Below are 21,824 nucleotides of genomic sequence, written 5' to 3'. Positions count from 1 at the left end.
AGTTTCGTTATTCTATGCAACTGTCTTTCTTATTGATTCAATGCATACAAAAGAATGCCTGTTGCAACCGTCACATTTAACGATTCAGCCTGTCCAAAGATGGGGATATAAAGGTTTTGGTCAGTTCTATCTAATAGTTCTTTCCGAACACCGTTCCCTTCGTTACCCATAATCAATGCGAATGTTTCTTGGCTTGAGATTTCTCTATAGTCTTTTGCATTTTCAAGGGATGTCCCATATACCGGAATATTTTGATCCTTCAAAGTGACGATCCATTCTTCCATTTTACCTTTCATTACTGGAAGGTGGAAAACAGATCCTTGTGTTGAACGCAGAACTTTACCGTTATATAGGTCGACACAACCTTCACCTAATATCACGAGGTTTACACCAGCTGCATCTGCAGTTCTAATAATTGTCCCTAAATTCCCAGGGTCCTGTACACCATCTAACATTAATACCTTTTGATACGATAGTGGTACTAACTCCTTTTTTTCACATACAGCAAAAATGCCTTGTGTTGTCTCAGTCTCGGCTAAAAGCTCGACTATAGACTCTGGTACTTCAAATATTTCTTCATCTTCAATATTCCAATTATGAGGTAAATCGACATATTCATTCTTTATTATTGTGACAACTCTTTTATTTTTGAGAGCTTCCTCTACTAAATGAAAACCTTCTATTAAAAAAAGATCGCTTTTGTCCCGCTCTTTTTTCGTCAATAATTTCTTCCATTGCTTTACCATAGCATTTTGTGGAGACTGAATATACTTCAAGGTTCTCTCTCCTTCTAGAATCTGATTTTCCTATTATAGCCCAAAGACTGTACATAATAAATCATCAAATGGAAAGAATAGTAGTGTTACATACAAGAAGGAGGACATGACTATGAATTTAAATTTACGCAACGCCATCATACATAATGTGACTGGCAATTCTCAGGATCAATTGGAAGATACTATTGTGGATGCAATCCAAAGCGGGGAAGAAAAAATGCTTCCAGGACTTGGTGTACTTTTTGAAGTAATTTGGCAAAATTCATCTGAGGCAGACAAAAAGGAATTGTTAGCTACATTAGAAAGTGGTTTAAAAAAATAACAGCCGTTCTCGGCTGTTATTTTTGATTTTCACAATAGTATATCTACTCCACAAAGCGATTTTCTAGGAACTGTTTACAAAATAAAAAACAAGCCCAGTCCAAAACTAGGCTTGTTTCATGACATTTTATTCAAAAGTAATCTTATTAACTGTTTCACGATCTAGTCGCTTGATGACTTCAACGATTAGCTTTACAGCATTTTCATAGTCATCACGGTGTAGCATTGCTGCATGCGAATGGATATAGCGAGTTGCAATCGTAATGGAAAGGGCAGGTACACCATTTGCTGTCATGTGGATAGCACCTGAATCTGTTCCCCCACCCGCCATAGAATCAAATTGGTAAGGGATGTTATTTTCATCTGCAACGTCGGTAACAAAATCGCGTAATCCTTTGTGCGAAACCATGGACGCATCATATAGGATAATTTGTGGTCCTTTGCCCATTTTACCCATCGCTTCTTTTTCACTTACTCCTGGAGTGTCTCCTGCAATTCCAACATCAACTCCGAACCCGATATCAGGTTGGATTTTGAATGCTGAAGTTTTTGCTCCACGAAGACCTACTTCTTCTTGAACAGTTCCTACACCATACACTACGTTTGGATGATCAGTACCTTTCAATTGCTTTAGGACATCAATTGCAATTGCACAGCCAATGCGGTTATCCCATGCTTTTGCAAGTAGCATTTTTTCATTGTTCATTACTGTGAATTCGAAGTGTGGAACGACCATGTCTCCAGGACGAACTCCCCATCCTTCTGCTTCTTCACGGCTAGAAGCACCAATATCAATGAACATATCTTTAATTTCTACAGGCTTTTTACGAGCTTCAGGTGAAAGGATATGAGGTGGCTTTGAGCCGATGACTCCTGTCACTTTTTCTCCTTTACGCGTTACGATTGTCACTCGTTGTGCAAGCATAACTTGTGACCACCAACCGCCTACTGTTTGGAAGCGAAGGAATCCCTTGTCATCGATTTGTGTAAGCATGAATCCAACTTCATCTAAATGTCCTGCCACCATAATTTTTGGTCCGTCTGCTTTTCCAGTTTTAACTGCGATTAAGCTGCCTAGACCATCAGTAATTACTTCATCCGAGTAAGGTGCTATGTATTTCTTCATGACTTCTCTTGCTTCTCTCTCGTTGCCAGGAATCCCATTTGCATCTGTTAGATCCTTAAGCATCTCCAATGTTCCATCCATTTTTGCCATATTGCTGCCCCCTTTAAAAATCATTCTCTTCCATTATACAGAATATAGAAAAACTCGGCAAAATTCTAATAATTGTTGCACGTATTGCACATTTAATATCCTTGCTCTTGTCTTTCAAAATTAACCCTATTTTTTTCGATATATGCTTCCTTTACTTCTTTTTGAGAAAAGCCAAGTAGCTCACCCAAAAGAATATATTGAGTGAATAATTCATGGTAAGTGGCTTGTACCTTTTCAGATTTGAAAGACATTGTCACTTCAAAAACACGTAAGAATTGATCCGTTATCGACCTTTCAACAGTTGTTTTATGTAAATCTTCTAGAGAATCATCTAAACCTAAGTCAATACCAAGGGATAAGATGAAGTGAACACCATCTACATATTCTTCTAGAATCTTCTGCTTAGGGGATGATTCTTTTATACTCCAGAATTTAAAGCAACGCGTTTCATTGGCTAATTCTCCTAATTCCACAAGAAAGGCCAATATTTTTTTTTCTATTAAATCCACTTCTAATAGTCCATGCTTTTCTTCTATATGTGTATCTAAAGCTTTTTGCATCTTGAACAGTTGATTGTAATCCATGATTCCTCCAATAATCTTTTTTTAAAAATTATAGCAAAGTATTGAAACTTTTTCTTAATCCAGACGTAGAAAGTAGAAAATAAGTGCTTGTTTGCAGGAGGTCCAATGCTATGTTGTGGTTATTCAGATTGGCTTTATTCGCCATCTTTGTTTTTATTGTCTATTCAGCCTTTAAATATTTAACTAGTCCTAAACGGAAGCTTGAACTGGCACATGAGCAGAAGAAATATTTTTTTCTTGATGATACAGGAAATATTCGTAAAAATTTCCTTCTTACCTATAAAGGGGTTTTATTTGAGGGGGAAAAATATCTAGGGACCACAGAAAAGGCATTTGAAGTCATCTCTATTTTTATTTGGCCAAAAAGCACTATGTCACTTAAGGGATTAGAACGTTCAGACTTTCTCTACATTGAATCCGAGGTTAGGAAAAACTATCCTGATGCGGTTATTGACTGGAAGAGTCCAATTAAAGAGTTCTTAATAGAAAAACAGCCTTGAGAATAAGAATCTCAAGGCTGTTTTACCTGTTGTTTAAAAAATTCTCCCCATGCAATGACCTTTGTCTTCTCTCTCACTAAATAGACTAATAATGTCAAGCATAGTAGTAATAGCAGGGAAATCGATAATGAAAATTGTTTGATATAATGGCCAAATACGGTATAAAAGAATGCTAGAGGTAAGTTAGTCAAAAAGGAATAATAGGCAAAGCTTTTAAAATCCTTTTTTACTTCTTTTAGACATAAAGACAACAGATGGTAATGAACAAAGGGAATGAGACGTAATATCGAAATTTGCTGGACATTTAGCCTTCCATATCTCCCAAAGAGTTTTTCTTTAAGGCTTTCCAATTTTTTCGAGAAAAATGGGATCTTATCTATAATGGCATAAAACACTATATTGGATAAAGTCAATCCAATGATTGAATAAATCGTTCCATATACCGATTCAAATAAAATGCCGCCTGCCATACAAACGATTGCAACTGGAATCCAGAAAAACTGACGAAGTACATGAAAACCAATGAATACAATTGGAGCCCAGTATGACTGCTCTTCAATAAACGAGAGAACCATCAACAGATTTTCGTCCATCTTACCACCTCTCCCAAATGATCTCATGTTGCTTTCACAAGTATGTAGCCTGGGTTAGTAAGTCAGTTCTTCTTTTATTGCTACTTTGTAAAGCTTATACAGTTAGTTAAGCTAATATTACAGTTTCGATAATAGTAGTAAATATAAGATGATATGCAATAGGGATAATACAGGTAAGCCAATTTTGAAGGATGTATGCTTCGTTTTATGTCTGAACCAGTTCATTCCGACTGTAGCCCCTACTGCACCTCCCAATAATGCTATGATCCAAATCGTCCGCTCTGGTGTGCGATATTGGCCTCTTTTAGCCTTTTGCTTATCCGAAAACATAATTACAATTCCAACAATGTTGATTACTATAAAATACAGTTCTAATAAACCCATCTTTACCTCCTAGAGTGTCATTTCCTGACATATTTAGTTGGAATCTCGCAATGAAATAAAAGCCATTCCCTAAGCAGGGAATGGCTTTATATATTACTTATCGAATTGTTGTTTAGCAACTGTTGCTAATTCAGCGAAAGCTTTTGCATCAGCGATTGCTAATTCAGCTAACATTTTGCGGTTTACTTCGATACCAGCAAGCTTTAAGCCATGCATTAAACGGCTATAAGAAAGACCGTTGATGCGAGCAGCTGCGTTGATACGAGTAATCCAAAGCTTACGGAAGTCGCGTTTCTTTTGGCGACGATCGCGGAAAGCATATTGTAATGATTTCATTACTTGTTGGTTAGCAACTTTGTATAATGTATGTTTTGAACCGTAGTAACCTTTAGCTAATTTGATAACTTTTTTACGACGTTTACGAGTAACAGTACCGCCTTTTACACGTGGCATGTTGTTTCCCTCCTATTTCTCAATTACTTAATATTGTCTAACATATGACGAATACGTTTGAAGTCACCTTTGCTTACAAGGCCAGCTTTGCGAAGCTTACGCTTTGCTTTAGTTGATTTGTTAGCAAATAAATGGCTTGTGTATGCTTTTGAACGCTTTAGCTTCCCAGATCCCGTCTTTTTGAAACGCTTTGCAGATCCGCGGTGAGTTTTCATTTTAGGCATCAGATGTTCCTCCTCATTACATGGTCATTGAATTACTTTTCGTTTTTCGGTGCTAAAACTAAGAACATGCTACGTCCGTCCATTTTAGGAGACTGTTCAACAGTTGCAAGGTCGTTGCACTCTGTAGAGAAGCGATCCAATACGCGTTGACCGATTTCCTTATGGGTAATCGCACGTCCTTTAAATCGGATGGATGCTTTTACTTTGTCTCCTTTTTCAAGGAACTTACGAGCATTACGAAGCTTTGTATTAAAGTCATGATCGTCAATCGAAGGGCTCAAGCGAACCTCTTTGATATTGATAATCTTTTGATTTTTGCGAGCTTCTTTGTCTTTCTTTTGTTGCTCAAAGCGGAACTTTCCGTAGTCCATGATTCTGGCTACCGGAGGCTTAGCAGTCGGAGCAACAAGAACAACATCAAGATTTACACGAGCGGCAATATCCAGAGCTTCGAATTTGGTCTTAATTCCTAATTGCTCACCGTTTTGGTCAATGAGACGAACCTCGCGGGCACGAATACCCTCGTTTACCAACATGTCTTTGCTAATAGTTAGCCACCTCCAAGGTTTAATGGGCGAATACAACTTTCGGAAGGAATAGCGCATGACACTTTCGATTGCAATAAAAAAGTGTGGATGCACATAACACCCACACTGAAAGATTAAATAACGAAAGTCAATAATCAAGTCATGAACCTGTTAACTGCATGAAAGCGTCATCCAGGTGAGAAGCGGGTGCCTCTTCTTCCTCAAACAAGTATTCAATTCACCTTAGAAACTATATCATACTGTAAAACACTCTGTCAAATATCTGTTTTATCAGCAACAAAATTTATACTATCAAATCATAGGCACAATTGCAATACCTTTTTTACATTCCCAATTTTAGTCAGTTCCTTAATTTACTCATGTAATATTCATCTTTAAACTCACCATCAATGAATAGAGAATGACGTTTCGTGCCTTCAATTTCAAATCCCATTTTTTGATATAAAGATAATGCTCTTTTGTTATGGGCCAACACAGTCAACTCTAAACGATGGATTTGGTTCATTTCGGCCCATTGATCAGCTTTGTTAAACAAAGCCTTTCCAATTCCAGCTCCTCTCTCGCTTTCTTTGACACCAATGACGATATAAGAGGAATGGCGATTTCGCAATGTTGAATTCCCAAGAACAAACATGTAGCCAATCAATCCCCCTGGATTTTCCGCTACAAAAATTTGAGAATGAGTATCTTCCTGAATTTTAGACAAATGTTTTTGGAAGGATTCTTCTGATGTTTTTCGTTCCCCTGGTCCAAAAAGCATAAAGTTCGACATCTCCACAGTCTTCATCAAAGCCAATAATTCCCCTGCATCACTAATTCTGACTTCGCGGATATCCATGATTTCCCTCCATTTAAAGAATGTGAAAGTGCCTGTTTAGCCCGAGATTACTCTGGAGTTGGTGATGAAACAACTACTGCTTCATTCCTCTCCAATGATTAAATTGGAGTTCACCTCCTGCAAAAAATGGCTTATTTCACCTGCTATGATTACCTTTATGGTCATTTTGTCCTCATAAAGGGCATCATTGAGTTCGTATGATTACCTTTTGGACACTTTACTCACCCAAAAGGGAATCATTCACCTGCTATGATTACCTTTATGGTTTTTTAGTCCTCGTAAAGGGCATCATTGCGGTTGTATGATTACATTTTAGACTCTTTATCCTCCCAAAAGGGATCCATTCACTTGCTATGATTACCTTTTTGAACAGTAAGCCCTCGAAAGGAAGCTTCCCAACCAGCCGCGGAAAGCGAGTGCACTAGCTGCAATAAACAGCCTAGTTTAACAGAGCGATTATATAAAGAGGCACTCTCAAAAACTGAGGTGCCTCTCTAGGTGTTAATTTATTTAGTAACTTCTTCTTTGATTTTGTTTAAGAAATCAGTAAATGGCATTGTTTCAGAATTCTGTTCGCCATATTTTCTTACGTTTACTGCGTTTTCTTTAATTTCATTGTCCCCTACTACCAGCATGTAAGGAACCTTTTGCATTTGTGCTTCACGGATCTTGTAGCCGATTTTTTCATTGCGGTGATCAAGGTCTACACGAAGTCCTGCTGCTTGAAGCTGTTCTTTCACTTCTTTTGCATAGTCAAGGTGAGCATCCGGAGAGACTGGGATGACTTGGACTTGAACAGGAGCAAGCCATGTAGGGAATGCACCCTTGTACTCTTCAATTAAGAAAGCAACAAAGCGTTCCATTGTAGAAACGACTCCTCGGTGGATAACGACTGGACGATGTGGTTTTCCATCTTCCCCAACATAAGTTAAATCAAAGCGCTCTGGCAATAAGAAATCCAGTTGGACTGTAGATAAAGTCTCTTCTTTTCCAAGTGCGGTCTTCACTTGAACATCCAGCTTTGGACCGTAGAATGCTGCTTCACCTTCAGCTTCAAAGTAATCCAAGCCCATTTCATCCATTGCCTCTTTAAGCATGCTTTGAGCTTTTTCCCACATCGCATCATCATCGTAATACTTTTCAGTATCTTGAGGATCACGATAAGAAAGGCGGAAGGAATAGTCATCCATATTGAAATCTTTGTACACTTCAAGAACTAGATTAACAACACGCTTGAACTCTTCTTTGATTTGATCAGGTCTTACAAAGATGTGCGCATCATTCAATGTCATACCACGTACACGTTGAAGTCCTGCCAATGCCCCTGACATTTCATAACGGTGCATTGTTCCTAACTCTGCAATACGAATCGGTAATTCACGATAGCTGTGGATGTCATTTTTATAAATCATCATGTGATGAGGACAGTTCATAGGACGCAGAACTAACTGCTCGTTATCCATTTCCATGACAGGGAACATGCCATCTTGATAGTGATCCCAGTGACCAGAAGTTTTATATAGATCTACGCTTCCCATAACTGGTGTATAAACATGGTCATATCCAAGTCGTGATTCTTTATCTACGATATAACGCTCTATCACTCGGCGGATAGTTGCACCTTTTGGAAGCCATAATGGCAAGCCTTGGCCTACCTTTTGGGAATTCATGAATAGGTTCAACTCTTTACCTAGCTTACGGTGGTCGCGTTCCTTAGCCTCTTCAAGTAGACGTAAGTGTTCAGCTAATTCTTCTTTCTTGAAGAAAGCAGTTCCGTAAATACGTTGTAGCATTTTATTGTCGCTGTTGCCTCTCCAGTACGCACCGGCAATGCTTAACAATTTGAACTCTTTAATTTTCCCAGTGGATGGAACGTGAATTCCTCGGCAAAGGTCAATGAAATCGCCTTGTTCATACAACGTTACAGTTTCATCAGCAGGAATCGCTTCAATAAGTTCAAGCTTATATTCATCATCTAATTCTTTGAAAAGTTGAACCGCTTCATCACGAGAAACTTCTTTACGGATGACAGCAATGTTTTCATTCACAATTTTTTTCATTTCTTTTTCAATCGCAGGCAGGTCCTCAGCGGAAATGGCTTCATCCAAGTCGATATCGTAATAGAAACCACCTTCAATGACAGGTCCAACACCTAGCTTTACATTCTTATACAGACGTTTGATCGCTTGTGCCATCAAATGCGCTGTACTGTGACGAAGAATTTCCAATGCTTCTTTGGAATCCTGAGTGATAATTTCGATGGAAGAATCATCTTCAATCGCTCTAGTTAAATCAAATAATTCACCGTTTACCTTACCAGCTAATGATTTCTTTTTTAATCCCGGACTGATACTAGCAGCTATATCTTCAGTCGTCGTGCCTTTAGCATACTCCTTTACTGCTCCGTCAGGGAAAGTGATTTTAATCATTTCAGACACACAGACTCAACTCCTTCAATTTGTAAAAAATAGTTTATAAAAATATAAAAAGCCCGCCCCTGTATAACAGGGACGAGCTTAATTATCAAAAGTAACCCGCGGTTCCACCCATGTTTTATTTTTTCATTAGAGAAAAAATAACACTTAGAAACTGATAACGGCAGCATCCGTCAGCCAATACTCGAAATTCTTTCATAGCTGAAGTTCAAAGGTGGTAAGCACTCTGTCCGGATGGAAAGCTTGCAGCCTTGGCTTCCCTCTCTGTAAACCATACTCAGAATACCCATGTCCTTATCATGACATTTAGATATAAAATCTATTATGTAGGATATTATAGATGGTTATTCAAGGAAAATCAAGGGGCAAAAGTGGAACTTATTTACTTAAAGAACTCTATCTTTTTCATTCAATTTTTCATATTGCAATGAATAAAATTGGGCAATTGACATAATGGATGCTCTTTCTTCGAATATCCTCATTACCGTTTGGATGACTCCATGATCTGTCCTGTCTGCATATAGAAAAAGCTTTTCTGGTGCGATTGAAATTAAAGGAGCAATTAAATTCGAGTCAATATACATCGGATTTTCCGCAAGGAGCTTCCGGTCTATTTGCTTAATTATCTCCCTTTTTTCCAATTTTTCAAATGACTCTGAATAGAATTCAACACTATCCTTATGTAATACATGCAAGACACTCGCCTTTGGCTTTTGTGCATGCATGAATTCCCTTAGAAAATGGATAAAGTTTTGATAATCCTGTTCAAGCTTGTATTCATCAATGGCCAGTTCAACAAATTCTAATAACTTTTCATTTAGACCTTTCAGTCGGAACTTCGAAAAAGAGTGGAATGAAAAGGATGTATTCGCCTGCAAAATGGAGTGTAAGCCATTCTTAACGACTTCCTTTTCATTATCCCAAAAGCAATCTGGAGACTGAATCTCTGTTTGTCCTTCAATAATGGATAAGGCAATATCAACGATATCCGTTATTTCTTCACATTCTTGATAATAAAATCTCTCACGGATGATTTGCTCTAACCAATGAATCATCAGTTCATTCTTCATATAAGAAAATAAGCTTTCACTAAGCCATTCTAACATTGGAAAAAAATTCTGTTCTTCAATGAATAAATAAATGCTCTCACCGTTTTCATACTTCATATATGTGTGAAGCTCCGCACTTAATGAATGTGCTGAAGCATATTTCATGATCGAAGCTGCTTCTTTCTCAGAAGCAAAATGAATGTGTACCAACGATACCCCCCCTTGCCATGCTTCCTATTTCATATATATGGGATAAGCCTTACAAATAGAAGCATAAAACTTAGAAAACTCGCCGATTTGCGAGTCTCAAGGGTAAAAAAGAGACAAAGTAGTACGAATTATTCATTCCTTATATTGGCAATATAACTATTTTCTACATTGTATTTTTCAAGAATCAAAAAAACCGCCTCCTGAATTGAGACGGTAAAACGGGACATTTCATTAGTCCCTCAAATTTTTTCCTTTTAACATCACAGGTTTTGCAAGAGTACGAATTCGTTCCATCAGTCTCTTTGCTTTTACCTGCTCAACCTCGCCTCGTTGTGAGGTTGTCATATGAGTCTCTAATCCTTGAAAATCAAAATTAGAGGTAAAAAAGGTCGGGAGACTTTCAAGCATGCGGAATTGCAAAATCGGGCCAAGAACTTCATCACGAGCCCAGCTGGACATCGTCTCAGCACCAATATCGTCTAACATGAGTATATTGGCTTTTTTAATCGTATCGATTTTATCATTCAATGAATGGTCTTGAATAGATGCCTTCATTTCTCTGAAAAAGTCGGGTACATACACGATCATAGTCGGGATTTTTCTATCTGCCAATTCATTGGCGATTGCCCCTAGCAAATAGGATTTCCCAACTCCGAAACTACCATGGATGTACAATCCTTTAGCCTTTCTTCCTTGATCCAAGTCCTCAATAAACTGCATGGCCTCAGAAACTGCAAATAGCCTTTCTTCAGTAATGTTCGTGCTATTGAAGTCAGCCATGGAAGCGGACAAAATATCTTTTGGTACATATAAGCTTTTAATAAAGCTTTCGTGACGCTTTCTATCATCTGCAGCCAATTTCCTTGGACAACGATCATATTGAAGGTCAATTCTATTTCTTTGAATAATCAGTTCCGGATGGTAGCCTTCCATCATGTTAATGCAACCTTCAAGACTTGGGCACTTTTCACAATTTTTACTTTGTGTACTAAATTCATAAAGTTTAACTAAACTTTTATCTACCATTTCTTTTGTGACAGAAGTGCTATGTTTATTTATGAAAACGGCAATGTCTGGGTCATTCAACACTTCTTTACGAATCGTTTCGTAACGTTCGTTAAACTGTGCAGTATTTGTTAATTTACTTAGCCTGTTCGTTATTTTCTCCATGATAGGCTTCACCTCTTTTTAAGCCTTTTAATTTTTTCCTCAAGCTCTTTCCGCTTCTGTTCAAGCTCTGGAGAAAGTTCTTCTCCATCAGAGGAGGTTTCCGTTGTTTTGCTCTCACTCATCCAATCAGGGATGTACTCTTGGCGAACAACCTTCTTTTGTCTGGATGGTTTGTCTTGTTTATTTTTCTTTTCTTCTTGCCAAGATAGATACTGCTGATTTTCTTTTTTTGCAAGATCCATAGCATCTATGACCGTTTTAATATTCTTTCTAGCCCAATGCCCGGCTATTTTATCTACATACCCTTTTGTCAATTTCATATCCGTCTTTATCATGACATATTCAATCAGTACATTGACAACGCCAGGCGGGAGCTGCTGGTTCATCATAATACCTTCTACAATTGTGATATCCGATTTGGAAGGTTCTGCACCACCCGACAGCTCTTTCAATCGTTTTAATGGAGAGACTGTCTCAAGATGCTTAATATGCTTTTCCTCTTCATTTCTTGGTTCAGATGTCAGAGAATGCAGGTGGGGCGGCTGTACTCTTTCTGCTAGCGACGGCAAGTCGTCTTGATATTCTACTTGATACCAATCTCTTGCATTTTTCCGTAACGCCTCAATATTGACTTCCTTGTTTTCATCTACTGACCGTAAAACAAGCCCCTGCATCTGTAATGGATTAATCCCGTATAGAAACGCAATTTTTGCTATTGCTTCTTTTACCTTTGGAGCAAAAGCTTTTTTCGAAACGAACGTACTACTTAACCCAGCAAAAAACAGGTTAAAATCAAAAGATTCCTCAAAACCAATTGGTGAAGAACCCTCTTGTCTGCCAATATATCTGTGTGAAGGTTCAGGCACAAGATCTTCCTTCGATTCATCCGATACATAAAGTGATTCCAGATGTCCGGAAATAAACACATCAGAAAAGCTCTTCGTTACAGGTTCGTATTCTTTTTCATCCACAACCTTATCACTAAAGAATTCCTTTAGCTTCTGATAATGCTGTTTTCCCAACCTTTTATGCAGATAGATATTTAGCATTCCATCATGAAGAAATTCCTCTGGTGTCAGAGGAGGCTGTAATTCATAAATGAAATGTTGACGATCCTCGGATTTTTTTCTCCAAACCTTCAATAGTCCAATGCCTTCTAGTTTTTTTCTGGCATCATAGATTTCACTTAAATTCAAACTCATAACATTCATTAATCCACGGTGGAATGAAGAGCCACTTGACCATATTCTATTCTGTTCTAGTTCACTCCAAAAAGTGAAATATAAGCTCATAGCAATCGAACCAATCAATGGTTGATATAACAAAGCAATAACTTTTCGATCATAATCATGTAGCAAACCGCTTGAAGATATTTCATAGCTATCTACCGGCACTAATTCTTGCCAATGTTTAGACATATACTCAACCTCTCTAAAAAAGCCTCACTGATAAGAAAAGCAGAATTGCATTTGGCACTAGCTTGTCTTATTCATGTAGCTAGACACTGCTCTATAATTTAAAAATATACTTCCTAACCTGAAAAAAAAGAGCTAAAGCACTAGTTTAGCTCTTAATCCCGTTCTCTATTGATTAAATCCTTTAGTTCTTCAATAAATACATTGATATCTTTAAATTGTCTGTAAACAGATGCGAAACGTACATAAGCCACTTCATCAACCTTAGCCAATCTATCCATGACCATCTCACCGATAGCTTCGCTCTTTATTTCAGAAATACCCTGATTACGTAATTCCTTCTCTACCTCATGAGTAATATCTTCTATTACTTTTAATGGTACTGGACGTTTTTCGCATGCTTTAATTAGACCGCGCAAAATCTTGTCGCCGCTGAATTCTTCTCTAGTTCCTTCTTTTTTTACGACGATTAAGGGGGTTTCCTCAACTTTTTCAAAGGTGGTGAAGCGGAATCCACAAAGTTCACATTCACGCCTTCTTCTTGTAGAACGTCCTTCATCGACAGGACGAGAATCTAAAACACGAGTCCCACTATTCAAACAGCTTGGACATTTCATTTAATCAGCTCCGTTTAGTCATGCCCATTCGATTTTATTTCTTACCATTATCTTATAAAAAAGGAGGGTACAGTACAACTTAATTATTTATTGTATACGAAATATAGGTCCTTATTTTTTGATAGGAACTCTTTGATCCATTTCAAGATAAAGAGAATGAATCAAATCAGCTAATACATTGTAATTTCCCGTTATTTTTTTCATTTCAGTTGAAATTGTAAAATCAAGTGCCGTTTCAAAAGGACGTACTGAGACAATGGATGCTACAACAAACGCTTTCATTGGAGATTTAATAGTCGCAGACAATTCACCATGGTCATACGAAACAGTCCCTATTACTGCATTTTTCCCCTTTAATACTTGTTCTATTTCACTAAGAACTTTACGTAAATCCGCTTTATAATAATGAGTTTTAAGTCGATCATCAGGATTATGGTCCCCTGTTTCCACCTGACTATCAAATCGTTTTAAAAATGACGAGAATAATCCCATTACTCTACCTCACTAAAAAATATAAATTTCTTATATTTTAAACATATTATCGAAATTATGTACAATAGTCTGTTTTAAATACAAAGGCAAATAAAAAAGAGGTGTATTTTTACACCTCTTGTGATTACACATATTATAATGCTTTTACTTGTGATTTATTGACTTGAACTGGACCCATACCACGTGGAAGCTCGATGTTTTCACGAGTTTGAGCACCAAGAGCTTCAGCAATGTAGTCTGCAGCAATATTAGGATCTAATTCTCCACACGTATACACGTCAATGCTAGCATAGCCGTGTTCCGGGAAACTGTGAATAGTTAAGTGTGATTCAGAGATGATGACAACTCCGCTTACACCTTGTGGAGCAAATTTATGAAACGCAACTTCGCGAACTTCAGCACCTGATTTAAGTGCAGCGTCAACAAAGATTTGTTCAATTTTTACCACATCATTCAATTTTTCAAAATCACAACCCCAAAGCTCAGAAATTACATGTCTACCCATAGTTTCCATGTTAATTTTCCCCCTTTAACATGATAAGATTTCCGTGATTTTTACAACAAAGAAATGGCGACTACCACGGGGGAAAGTTAGTCCGAAGAGGTCCTAACCCTTTAAGTAGTACCAAGCTGTCTTCCGAAGAAGTTCACGAATCATAGTATACTTCGTTTATTTTTGTTTTGCAATATACATTTACAAAAAAAATACAAGCATTTTAAACCAATGACACACAAACCCAAATATAATAAGGGTTTCATTCCAAAAAGACAATTATTCGCTTATGTGTTTTTGGAACGAACAATACCATTATTATATCGAAAATAAGGTTAATGTGTGATGAAAATTTTTGGTAATTTCATCAATCTATGCTGGATTATCTGATCAAAATATCCTCTATTTTTATCCTTCACATGATGCACTTTATCCTTCACTTTACCGCGGATATCCTGCTTGCTAGTTTATCCTTCACTCATCAGAACCTTCATCAGTTCATTTTCCAGGTGTGCCTCTCTTTTATCCTTCACTTTATGCCCATTATCGTTCACTCTACCCCAGTTATCCTGCACCTTTGCTTGTTTTACCTTTCACTTTTCAAATTTTATCCTTCACTTTTTGGGAAAATCAGAAATTTTCCCACGCGAAATTTCTTTTATCCACTTTGAAAGGCGATTACCCTTCACTTAGGTTACGATACTATTCACTTCACCTCGGATATCATGCACACTTGCTAGCTTATCCTTCACTCTTCAGAACCTTCATCAGTTCATTTTCCAGGTGCCTCTCTTTTATCCTTCACTTTAGGCCCATTATCGTTCACTCTACCCCAGTTATCCTGCACTTTTGCTTGTTTTACCTTTCACTTTTCAAATTTTATCCTTCACTTTTTGGGAAAATCAGAAATTTTCCCACGCGAAATTTCTTTTATCCACTTTGGACGACATTTTTCCTTCACATAATCTCCGTTATCATTCACTCTAACCCGAATATCCTCCATTCAAGCTAGCATTTCCTTCCTCTGAAGAATTTGAATCAGTCAAAGTTGTGAAATACGAAAAAGAGGCTTGCCATTTTTAGGCAAGCCAAAGAGTAAGGGTAATTTTTCAGAAATAAATTAAATGACAGTAACCAATCCTAGCTAACGTGTACTTCTGATTGTGTCAAAAGTTGTTTTGCTACGTATTTAGTTAGGTCTACAACACGGCAGGAGTAGCCCCACTCGTTATCGTACCAAGCTAAAACTTTTACTTTGTTGTCCCCAATAACCATAGTGGACAACCCATCGATGATAGCTGAATTTGGATTTGTATTAAAATCCACGGAAACTAACGGCTCATCTGTATAATGAAGAATTCCATTTAGTGAACCATTTGCTGCATTAATAAATGCATCATTGATAGTTTCAGCTGTTACATCAGATTTCAAATCTACAACTAAGTCAACTAAAGATACGTTTGGAGTTGGTACACGTAAAGCCATACCATGTAATTTCCCTTTAAGGTGTGGCAATACAAGTGATAATGCTTTTGCTGCACCTGTTGTAGTAGGGATGATACTTTGACCGCATGCACGAGCTCTACGCAAGTCTTTATGTGGGTTGTCTATATTTTTTTGATCATTAGTGTATGCATGAACAGTAGTCATTAAACCATTCTCAATACCGAATTGGTCATCTAGAACCTTTACTACAGGAGCAAGGCAGTTAGTCGTACAAGATGCATTGGAGATGATAGAATGATTTTCAATATCAAGATCTCCATCATTAACACCCATAACGATTGTTACATCTTCATTTTTTCCTGGGGCCGTCAAGATGACTTTCTTAGCTCCAGCTTCTAAATGAAGGGCTGCTTTATCTCTTGAGTTAAATTTTCCTGTAGCTTCAATTACGATATCTATATTCATTTCTTCCCAAGGAAGTTCTTTTGGATCACGTTCGCTAACCAATTGAATGCGCTTACCATTTACGACTAGTGCATTATCTTCAGGAATTACTTCGCCTGCAAAAGTGCCATGATTAGTATCATATTTAATTAAATGTGCTAACGTTTCAGATGGATAGCTAGCATTTATTGCGACAATCTCCAATTGATCTTCAAGTATTGCCTTTCTAAATACCATTCTACCTATACGTCCAAATCCATTGATTGCAATTCTTGCTTTCATTTTTCGGAACCCCCCGAATTAGTGTTATACTTTATTAACCTCTTGATGTAATTAGTATAACATAATAAAACATAATTGTGATAATAAAAATGCGGATTTTAAAATGTTTAACTATTTAGAATTTACGAAATTAAAAATGACTACTCTGTATTGCTTACACACTACCATTTTGTCTTTCTAAAGTATTAAAAAAAGCCTGCAAGAAAATGCAAGCTCTACAATCCATGATTTACTTTAAACAAATGGTATAACCCAATTAGTCGATAATGTCCCATTGACGTAGGATGGATAACAATTGCCCCTTTGTTTCTTCAATGGTTCCATTATTGTTGATCACTGCATCTGAATGCTCGATTTTTTCTTTTAATGGCCATTGTGAACTGATTCGGTCAAGAGCTTCTTTTTCAGAAAAGCCATTTCTCTTCATCAAACGTGCTAATTGCATATTCTTATCTACATACACCAATAAGATTTTTTCAACCATAAAGGTTAGATTACTCTCGAACAATAATGGGATGTCCAAAAATACAACCTTTTCTCCCTTTAGAAAAGCTGATTCTTGTTCATCTTTCATAAATTTGCGAACAGCAGGATGAACGATACTGTTTAATTGGAGTCTTTTTTCTTCATCCTGAAACACAATGGACCCTAGTTTCGGACGGTCCAATTCTCCTGATTCATTTAATATATCTTCCCCAAAGGTTTCTACAATTAGGGAGAGTGCTGGCTGTCCAGGCTGCACAACCGTTTTTGCAGCGATATCAGCATCTACAACAACAAATCCTAATTTTCTAATCATATCACTTACTGTACTTTTTCCACTTGCTATACCGCCTGTCAACCCGATGACTCTACCCATTTTTAAACCTCTAGTTTAATGATATTCTTTTTCACCATTTCCATAAACCAATTGCGAATAACAAAATGCCCGGTAAAAATGACAATTTTGTAAGCCAGACTTTGGATGATAGTAGTTTTCCGCATTTCAAACCAGTGACAATAAATAATAAACTCATGACAGCAATAGAAGTTGCAAGTATGAAAGGGGAAAAATCTAACATGGCTGCTCCTATTCCTGCACCAAATGCATCTAATGAAAGTGCAAAGCCTAAAACCAATGCTTCAATTCCGTTGATGGTTCCAGATCGGTCAAAGTCCGCAGTTAACGGCTTACGTAAGATATTAATAGCGACGCCAAGGGACTTTATCTCGAATGTGAATATGATTTTTTCATCTGGCATTTCTTCTTCTAGTTTTTCTGGCCTGAAAAATTGAAACAGGATCCAAAATCCAAGAACCATCAAAATCGATCCACCAACTCGTTCGGCTATGTGTGGAGACAATACACTCCCTAGAAATTGTCCTATGAACATTGCAAGAAGCAAGCTTATGGCAGAACAACACGAAATAATTAGAATGGACTTAAAAGGAATTTGTACTTTACGTAATCCATATGTGAATCCAACACTAAAGCTATCTAAGCTGACAGCAAAGGTTAGTGCCATTAGAGATAGAATATTTACCATGAACAAGCTCCTTCCTAACGATGACTACGATAGTATATGGAAGGAGCCCATCCAATGTTAATGAAACCTAAAATTAGTAAAATAAATAGAATCTAGCTAGATTAATCCACTTGGCTCGGAAGCGGTTGGCAGATAGGACAAATATGAGTGCCCCTCCCACCGACCTTCAATTTCTCTAAAGGACTGCCACAGTTCGTACAATTCTCGCCTTTTCTACCATATACGAGTAATTGCTGTTGGAACATCCCGATTTGCCCTTGTGAATTTATGTAGGATCGAATCGTGCTTCCACCTTTTTTTACAGCTTCACCCAAAGTCTCTTTTATCTCATGGACCAATTTTTCATATTCAAGATGTGACAATGATGAGGCTAATCGCTCAGGATGAATCCTTGCCCGAAACAATGCTTCATCCACATAAATATTACCAATTCCCACTACTTTTGTTTGATCTAACAATGTAGTTTTAATCGATCTTTTTGTATTTTGTAAGGCTTCTTTTAAATACTGTGTTGTAAATTCCTCTGTTAAAGGCTCAGGACCTAAATGCAAAAGAGGTAGTCTATTATATTCCTCTCCTTTTAGGAAAAGGTGCATCGTTCCGAATTTCCTAACGTCCTTATATCTTAGCTCTGTACCGTCATCAAATGAGAAAATAACATGCGTATGTTTTTCCACTGGCTCTTCTTTTGGAAAAACACCGTATTTCCCTTCCATTCTTAAATGGGAAATCAATGCGAATTTAGTTGTATAGATGATGAGGAATTTCCCTCTACGTCCAATGTCAATTAGCTTCTCGCCGACCAGGGCATCTTGGAATTGTTCAACATCTATTGGCTCTTTGATCAGCTTTGGCCAATAAACATCTACTTTTGCTATCGTTTTTCCGACAACCAGCTCTTCCAACGTTTTTCGAACTGTTTCTACCTCAGGAAGCTCAGGCATAGCTTTTACCCTCCATTCCTATTTGATTTATTTTGCATCGTACCAAGATGATCCGTAAGCATAGTCCACCTTCAAAGGCACTTTTAGTTCAAGTGCGCTTTCCATTTCTTCTGGAACGATTTTCTTTAACATTTCAATTTCTTCTTCTGGTGCTTCAAAAATCAATTCATCATGCACGGTTAATAGTAATCTTGCTTTTAATCCTTCATTCTTTAACCGATCATTCATTCCAATCATGGCTTGTTTGATGATATCAGCCGCACTACCTTGGATAGGGGTGTTCATTGCTGTGCGTTCGGCAAAACTTCTTATATTGAAATTTCTACTTGTTATTTCTGGTAAGTATCTTCTTCTATGCAATAATGTAGAGACATATCCTTTTTGCTTTGCATCTTGGATAATGTCTGTCATATACTCTTTAACTCCAGGGAAGCTCTCTAAATATCTCTCAATGAATGTGCCCGCTTCTTTACGTGTTATCCCTAAACTTTGGGAAAGTCCATAGTCACTGATTCCATACACAATCCCGAAATTAACTGCCTTTGCTTGCCTTCTCATGTTGGATGTCACTTCATCCTTTTCAACATGGAATACGTCCATGGCAGTTTTTGTATGGATATCCATATCGGTTTGGAAGGCTTCAATTAAACCCTTGTCTTCCGCTATATGTGCCAAGACCCGTAACTCAATCTGCGAATAATCCGCAGCAAAAATGAGCCATCCTTCTTCTGAAGGTACAAAAGCTTGACGAATTTTTCGACCTTCTTCTAATCGAATCGGGATGTTTTGCAGATTCGGATCGATAGAGCTCAGACGACCCGTTTGAGTTAATGCTTGATTGAACCTAGTATGAACCTTGCCTGTTTCACGGTCAATTACCTTTAGTAATCCTTCAATATAGGTGGATTGTAATTTCCCGATTTGTCGATAATCCAGAATTTGACGGACTATTTCATGCTTATCCTCTAATTGTTCCAATACATCTGCTGAAGTGGAATAACCCGTTTTTGTTTTCTTTACGACCGGAAGCTTCAACTTATCAAATAAAATGACCCCAAGCTGCTTAGGGGAATTAATATTGAAATTCTCTCCTGCTAAGTCATGGATTCTTTCTTCCATTTCCTTTAGACGTTTAGTCATCATTTTCCCCATATCCTGAAGATAATGGACATCTACTTTTACCCCTTGATGTTCCATTTCCGCAAGAATAAGGGATAGCGGCATTTCTAGATCTTTTAATAAGCCATACTGATTGTTTTCTAATAGTGAAGCACTCATTACTTCTTCAAGTCTGTATAAGGCATCTGCTTTTCTACCAAGGAATTCACCCAGTTGATTTTCTTCAGGTACTGATTGTTTCGCACCTTTGCCGTAAAAGCTTTCATCTGAAGGAATTTGGAGATTTAGTTGATGTTTCGCAACTGCAGCAACATCATCACCTGATTCAGAAGGATTCAATATATAAGAAGCTATATAGGTATCAAAATCGATTCCTTGAAGGTCCATTCCATGCCTCTTTAATGCAACCCATGACTTCTTCGCATCGTAAACCGCTTTTTTCCTTGAAGGATCTTCAATCCATTTCTTAAACAATTCGGATTCTAAGGCCACTTCTGTCGGAATATAATAAATTCCATTTTCATTGGCAATCGAAAAGCCTATTATGTCTTCACGATGATAACTTTCACCTAACATTTCAATGTAGAATGCATTTTCATTCGCGAAGAATCCTTCTTCAACTGATGTAACGAATTGAACTTTGATATCCTCCATTTGTTCGGATAAGTCACTATCATCGGTGTAATCCAATTTATCAAGCAACGAGTTGAATCCTAGTTCTTTATAGAGTGGAGCAACCTTGGCTGGTTCAAATCCACTATAAGAGATTGCATCCAAACTGATATCAACCGGTGCTTCACGAGTAATGGTCGCTAATTGCTTACTCAATACCGCCATTTCTTTATTTTCCTCAAGCTTCTCCTTCAACTTATTGCCTGAGACTTCAGGAATGTTCTCTAATAGAGCCTCTAAAGTCCCAAATTGGTGAAGAAGCTTTAGAGCCGTTTTCTCCCCGACTCCTGGGACTCCTGGAATATTATCAGATGAATCCCCCATTAACCCTTTCATATCTATGATTTGTTCAGGGCTGATCCCGTATTTTTCTTGAATGTGCTCTGGAGTATATACTTCTATATCTGTGATCCCTTTACGCGTAATACATACGGTCGTTTTTGGGGAAGAAAGCTGCGTCAAGTCTTTGTCACCAGAAATGACCTTTACTTCAAATCCTTCTTTTTCAGCTTCCAAAGATAAAGTACCGATAATGTCATCCGCTTCATAGTTTTCCAATTCATATCTCGAGATTCCATATGCGTCCAATAGCTCTCTGATGAAAGGGAATTGTTCTGAAAGCTCTGGTGGTGTTTTCTGTCTTCCACCTTTATACTCTTTAAAAGTGGCATGGCGAAAAGTAGTTTTACCTGCATCGAACGCCACTAAAACGTGACTCGGTTTTTCATCTTCTAAGATTTTCGTCAGCATCATGGTAAATCCGTAAATCGCATTCGTATGTATTCCTTTATCATTGTTCAAAAGTGGCAAAGCAAAAAAAGCACGGTATGCGATACTATTCCCATCTATTAAAACGACTTTTTTTGTCAATCTGAACCCTCCTTAAAAACTTGCTGTATAGGGCAAGCCTCCTTCTAGTTATATCTATTTTATCATGTCTATTAGAAGAAAGAAAAATTGATGGGCTTTACACACCATTCTTACTTAAATAAGGCTCTTTTCGCATATAGTGTTGTTTTTAGCGATAGGCACTTGCTTTCCGAGCCTCCTCGGTGTTACCGCCTGTTGGGTCT

General features: G+C 37.6%; 23 protein-coding genes and 2 other annotated features. Of the genes, 2 read left to right on the top strand and 21 right to left on the bottom strand.

The features are described 5' to 3' along the window. Positions 1-29 precede the first annotated feature (29 nt). Complete coding sequence (locus G3O09_RS09725; protein ID WP_205439641.1) at positions 30-746, bottom strand: TrmH family RNA methyltransferase; 717 nt, start codon at positions 744-746, stop codon at positions 30-32. Positions 747-888: 142 nt separating this feature from the next. Here G3O09_RS09725 and sspI point away from each other — a divergent pair, with 142 nt between their 5' ends. Then, positions 889-1,098, top strand: coding sequence for a small acid-soluble spore protein SspI (gene sspI / locus G3O09_RS09720; RefSeq protein ID WP_163101278.1), 210 nt, complete (start codon positions 889-891; stop codon positions 1,096-1,098). A 126-nt stretch (positions 1,099-1,224) separates the two neighbouring features. Here sspI and G3O09_RS09715 read toward each other — a convergent pair whose 3' ends face one another. Together G3O09_RS09715 and G3O09_RS09710 are read right to left on the bottom strand one after the other, a co-directional pair. Further along, positions 1,225-2,313, bottom strand: a complete 1,089-nt coding sequence (locus G3O09_RS09715; RefSeq protein ID WP_163101277.1) for a M42 family metallopeptidase — start codon at positions 2,311-2,313, stop codon at positions 1,225-1,227. 92 nt (positions 2,314-2,405) lie between these two features. Further along, positions 2,406-2,897, bottom strand: a complete 492-nt coding sequence (locus G3O09_RS09710; protein WP_163101276.1) for a dUTP diphosphatase — start codon at positions 2,895-2,897, stop codon at positions 2,406-2,408. Positions 2,898-3,007: 110 nt separating this feature from the next. On the opposite strand from G3O09_RS09710, the gene G3O09_RS09705 reads away from it, so the two are divergent. After that, on the top strand, positions 3,008-3,397 hold the full coding sequence (locus tag G3O09_RS09705) for a sigma-w pathway protein ysdB (protein WP_163101275.1): 390 nt from the start codon (positions 3,008-3,010) through the stop codon (positions 3,395-3,397). 11 nt (positions 3,398-3,408) lie between these two features. On the opposite strand, the gene G3O09_RS09700 is transcribed toward G3O09_RS09705, so the two are convergent. The 18 genes from G3O09_RS09700 to polA form a co-directional block, all read right to left on the bottom strand. After that, on the bottom strand, positions 3,409-3,990 hold the full coding sequence (locus G3O09_RS09700) for a TVP38/TMEM64 family protein (RefSeq protein WP_163101274.1): 582 nt from the start codon (positions 3,988-3,990) through the stop codon (positions 3,409-3,411). 117 nt (positions 3,991-4,107) lie between these two features. Next, a complete protein-coding gene (locus G3O09_RS09695) occupies positions 4,108-4,374 on the bottom strand; it encodes a DUF1294 domain-containing protein (RefSeq protein ID WP_163101273.1) in 267 nt (88 codons plus the stop codon). A gap of 93 nt (positions 4,375-4,467) precedes the next feature. Continuing rightward, positions 4,468-4,827, bottom strand: coding sequence for a 50S ribosomal protein L20 (gene rplT, locus G3O09_RS09690; protein ID WP_108671240.1), 360 nt, complete (start codon positions 4,825-4,827; stop codon positions 4,468-4,470). Between the two features lie 23 nt (positions 4,828-4,850). Next, positions 4,851-5,051, bottom strand: coding sequence for a 50S ribosomal protein L35 (gene rpmI / locus G3O09_RS09685; RefSeq protein WP_108671241.1), 201 nt, complete (start codon positions 5,049-5,051; stop codon positions 4,851-4,853). Positions 5,052-5,083: 32 nt separating this feature from the next. Beyond that, a complete protein-coding gene (gene infC, locus G3O09_RS09680; protein WP_240338398.1) occupies positions 5,084-5,587 on the bottom strand; it encodes a translation initiation factor IF-3 in 504 nt (167 codons plus the stop codon). 81 nt (positions 5,588-5,668) lie between these two features. Then, positions 5,669-5,803: a sequence feature (ribosomal protein L20 leader region), on the bottom strand. Between the two features lie 136 nt (positions 5,804-5,939). Next, positions 5,940-6,437 (bottom strand): GNAT family N-acetyltransferase, encoded by a 498-nt coding sequence (locus G3O09_RS09675; protein ID WP_163101272.1) that lies wholly within the window; start codon positions 6,435-6,437, stop codon positions 5,940-5,942. A gap of 506 nt (positions 6,438-6,943) precedes the next feature. Next, positions 6,944-8,875 carry a threonine--tRNA ligase gene (thrS, locus tag G3O09_RS09670; RefSeq protein WP_163101271.1) on the bottom strand — a complete coding sequence of 644 codons (1,932 nt, stop codon included), beginning with the start codon at positions 8,873-8,875 and terminating at the stop codon, positions 6,944-6,946. Between the two features lie 65 nt (positions 8,876-8,940). Further along, positions 8,941-9,182, bottom strand: a binding site (T-box leader). A 76-nt stretch (positions 9,183-9,258) separates the two neighbouring features. Continuing rightward, complete coding sequence (ytxC, locus tag G3O09_RS09665; RefSeq protein ID WP_163101270.1) at positions 9,259-10,131, bottom strand: sporulation protein YtxC; 873 nt, start codon at positions 10,129-10,131, stop codon at positions 9,259-9,261. 231 nt (positions 10,132-10,362) lie between these two features. Beyond that, a complete protein-coding gene (dnaI, locus tag G3O09_RS09660) occupies positions 10,363-11,301 on the bottom strand; it encodes a primosomal protein DnaI (RefSeq protein ID WP_163101269.1) in 939 nt (312 codons plus the stop codon). A gap of 8 nt (positions 11,302-11,309) precedes the next feature. Next, entirely contained in the window at positions 11,310-12,719 is a 1,410-nt protein-coding gene (locus G3O09_RS09655) for a replication initiation and membrane attachment family protein (RefSeq protein WP_163101268.1), read from the bottom strand. A 152-nt stretch (positions 12,720-12,871) separates the two neighbouring features. After that, the gene (gene nrdR / locus G3O09_RS09650; RefSeq protein ID WP_163101267.1) at positions 12,872-13,333 is read right to left on the bottom strand and encodes a transcriptional regulator NrdR; all 462 of its coding nucleotides are present in this window, start codon (positions 13,331-13,333) and stop codon (positions 12,872-12,874) included. A gap of 111 nt (positions 13,334-13,444) precedes the next feature. After that, positions 13,445-13,825, bottom strand: coding sequence for a cytosolic protein (locus G3O09_RS09645; protein ID WP_163101266.1), 381 nt, complete (start codon positions 13,823-13,825; stop codon positions 13,445-13,447). Between the two features lie 133 nt (positions 13,826-13,958). Then, positions 13,959-14,339 (bottom strand): adenosylmethionine decarboxylase, encoded by a 381-nt coding sequence (speD, locus tag G3O09_RS09640; RefSeq protein WP_108671248.1) that lies wholly within the window; start codon positions 14,337-14,339, stop codon positions 13,959-13,961. A gap of 1,119 nt (positions 14,340-15,458) precedes the next feature. Then, positions 15,459-16,490: a glyceraldehyde-3-phosphate dehydrogenase gene (locus tag G3O09_RS09635; protein WP_163101265.1), complete on the bottom strand. Its 1,032-nt coding sequence runs from the start codon at positions 16,488-16,490 to the stop codon at positions 15,459-15,461. A gap of 256 nt (positions 16,491-16,746) precedes the next feature. After that, the gene (gene coaE / locus G3O09_RS09630; RefSeq protein WP_163101264.1) at positions 16,747-17,349 is read right to left on the bottom strand and encodes a dephospho-CoA kinase; all 603 of its coding nucleotides are present in this window, start codon (positions 17,347-17,349) and stop codon (positions 16,747-16,749) included. 31 nt (positions 17,350-17,380) lie between these two features. Beyond that, positions 17,381-18,016 (bottom strand): sporulation membrane protein YtaF, encoded by a 636-nt coding sequence (gene ytaF, locus G3O09_RS09625; protein WP_163101263.1) that lies wholly within the window; start codon positions 18,014-18,016, stop codon positions 17,381-17,383. A gap of 101 nt (positions 18,017-18,117) precedes the next feature. Then, positions 18,118-18,960, bottom strand: a complete 843-nt coding sequence (gene mutM, locus G3O09_RS09620; RefSeq protein WP_163101262.1) for a DNA-formamidopyrimidine glycosylase — start codon at positions 18,958-18,960, stop codon at positions 18,118-18,120. Between the two features lie 27 nt (positions 18,961-18,987). Beyond that, the gene (gene polA / locus G3O09_RS09615; protein WP_163101261.1) at positions 18,988-21,621 is read right to left on the bottom strand and encodes a DNA polymerase I; all 2,634 of its coding nucleotides are present in this window, start codon (positions 21,619-21,621) and stop codon (positions 18,988-18,990) included. Positions 21,622-21,824 lie beyond the last annotated feature (203 nt).

It is taken from the genome of Peribacillus alkalitolerans, from assembly GCF_010882125.1.
In the GTDB taxonomy this organism is placed as follows: domain Bacteria; phylum Bacillota; class Bacilli; order Bacillales; family DSM-1321; genus Bacillus_BN; species Bacillus_BN alkalitolerans.
This window is presented reverse-complemented; position numbering and strand designations above follow the sequence as displayed.

Bases quoted from the DNA above. Each gene is read 5' to 3' on its own strand.
- G3O09_RS09705 (WP_163101275.1), top strand. From the start codon at position 3,008: ATGTTGTGGTTATTCAGATTGGCTTTATTCGCCATCTTTGTTTTTATT.
- G3O09_RS09710 (WP_163101276.1), bottom strand. From the start codon at position 2,897: ATGGATTACAATCAACTGTTCAAGATGCAAAAAGCTTTAGATACACAT.
- G3O09_RS09725 (WP_205439641.1), bottom strand. From the start codon at position 746: ATGGTAAAGCAATGGAAGAAATTATTGACGAAAAAAGAGCGGGACAAA.
- mutM (WP_163101262.1), bottom strand. From the start codon at position 18,960: ATGCCTGAGCTTCCTGAGGTAGAAACAGTTCGAAAAACGTTGGAAGAG.
- infC (WP_240338398.1), bottom strand. From the start codon at position 5,587: ATGTTGGTAAACGAGGGTATTCGTGCCCGCGAGGTTCGTCTCATTGAC.
- rpmI (WP_108671241.1), bottom strand. From the start codon at position 5,051: ATGCCTAAAATGAAAACTCACCGCGGATCTGCAAAGCGTTTCAAAAAG.
- G3O09_RS09695 (WP_163101273.1), bottom strand. From the start codon at position 4,374: ATGGGTTTATTAGAACTGTATTTTATAGTAATCAACATTGTTGGAATT.
- nrdR (WP_163101267.1), bottom strand. From the start codon at position 13,333: ATGAAATGTCCAAGCTGTTTGAATAGTGGGACTCGTGTTTTAGATTCT.
- rplT (WP_108671240.1), bottom strand. From the start codon at position 4,827: ATGCCACGTGTAAAAGGCGGTACTGTTACTCGTAAACGTCGTAAAAAA.
- G3O09_RS09645 (WP_163101266.1), bottom strand. From the start codon at position 13,825: ATGGGATTATTCTCGTCATTTTTAAAACGATTTGATAGTCAGGTGGAA.
- coaE (WP_163101264.1), bottom strand. From the start codon at position 17,349: ATGGGTAGAGTCATCGGGTTGACAGGCGGTATAGCAAGTGGAAAAAGT.
- G3O09_RS09675 (WP_163101272.1), bottom strand. From the start codon at position 6,437: ATGGATATCCGCGAAGTCAGAATTAGTGATGCAGGGGAATTATTGGCT.
- dnaI (WP_163101269.1), bottom strand. From the start codon at position 11,301: ATGGAGAAAATAACGAACAGGCTAAGTAAATTAACAAATACTGCACAG.
- G3O09_RS09635 (WP_163101265.1), bottom strand. From the start codon at position 16,490: ATGAAAGCAAGAATTGCAATCAATGGATTTGGACGTATAGGTAGAATG.
- sspI (WP_163101278.1), top strand. From the start codon at position 889: ATGAATTTAAATTTACGCAACGCCATCATACATAATGTGACTGGCAAT.
- G3O09_RS09715 (WP_163101277.1), bottom strand. From the start codon at position 2,313: ATGGCAAAAATGGATGGAACATTGGAGATGCTTAAGGATCTAACAGAT.
- ytaF (WP_163101263.1), bottom strand. From the start codon at position 18,016: ATGGTAAATATTCTATCTCTAATGGCACTAACCTTTGCTGTCAGCTTA.
- speD (WP_108671248.1), bottom strand. From the start codon at position 14,339: ATGGAAACTATGGGTAGACATGTAATTTCTGAGCTTTGGGGTTGTGAT.
- G3O09_RS09700 (WP_163101274.1), bottom strand. From the start codon at position 3,990: ATGGACGAAAATCTGTTGATGGTTCTCTCGTTTATTGAAGAGCAGTCA.
- G3O09_RS09655 (WP_163101268.1), bottom strand. From the start codon at position 12,719: ATGTCTAAACATTGGCAAGAATTAGTGCCGGTAGATAGCTATGAAATA.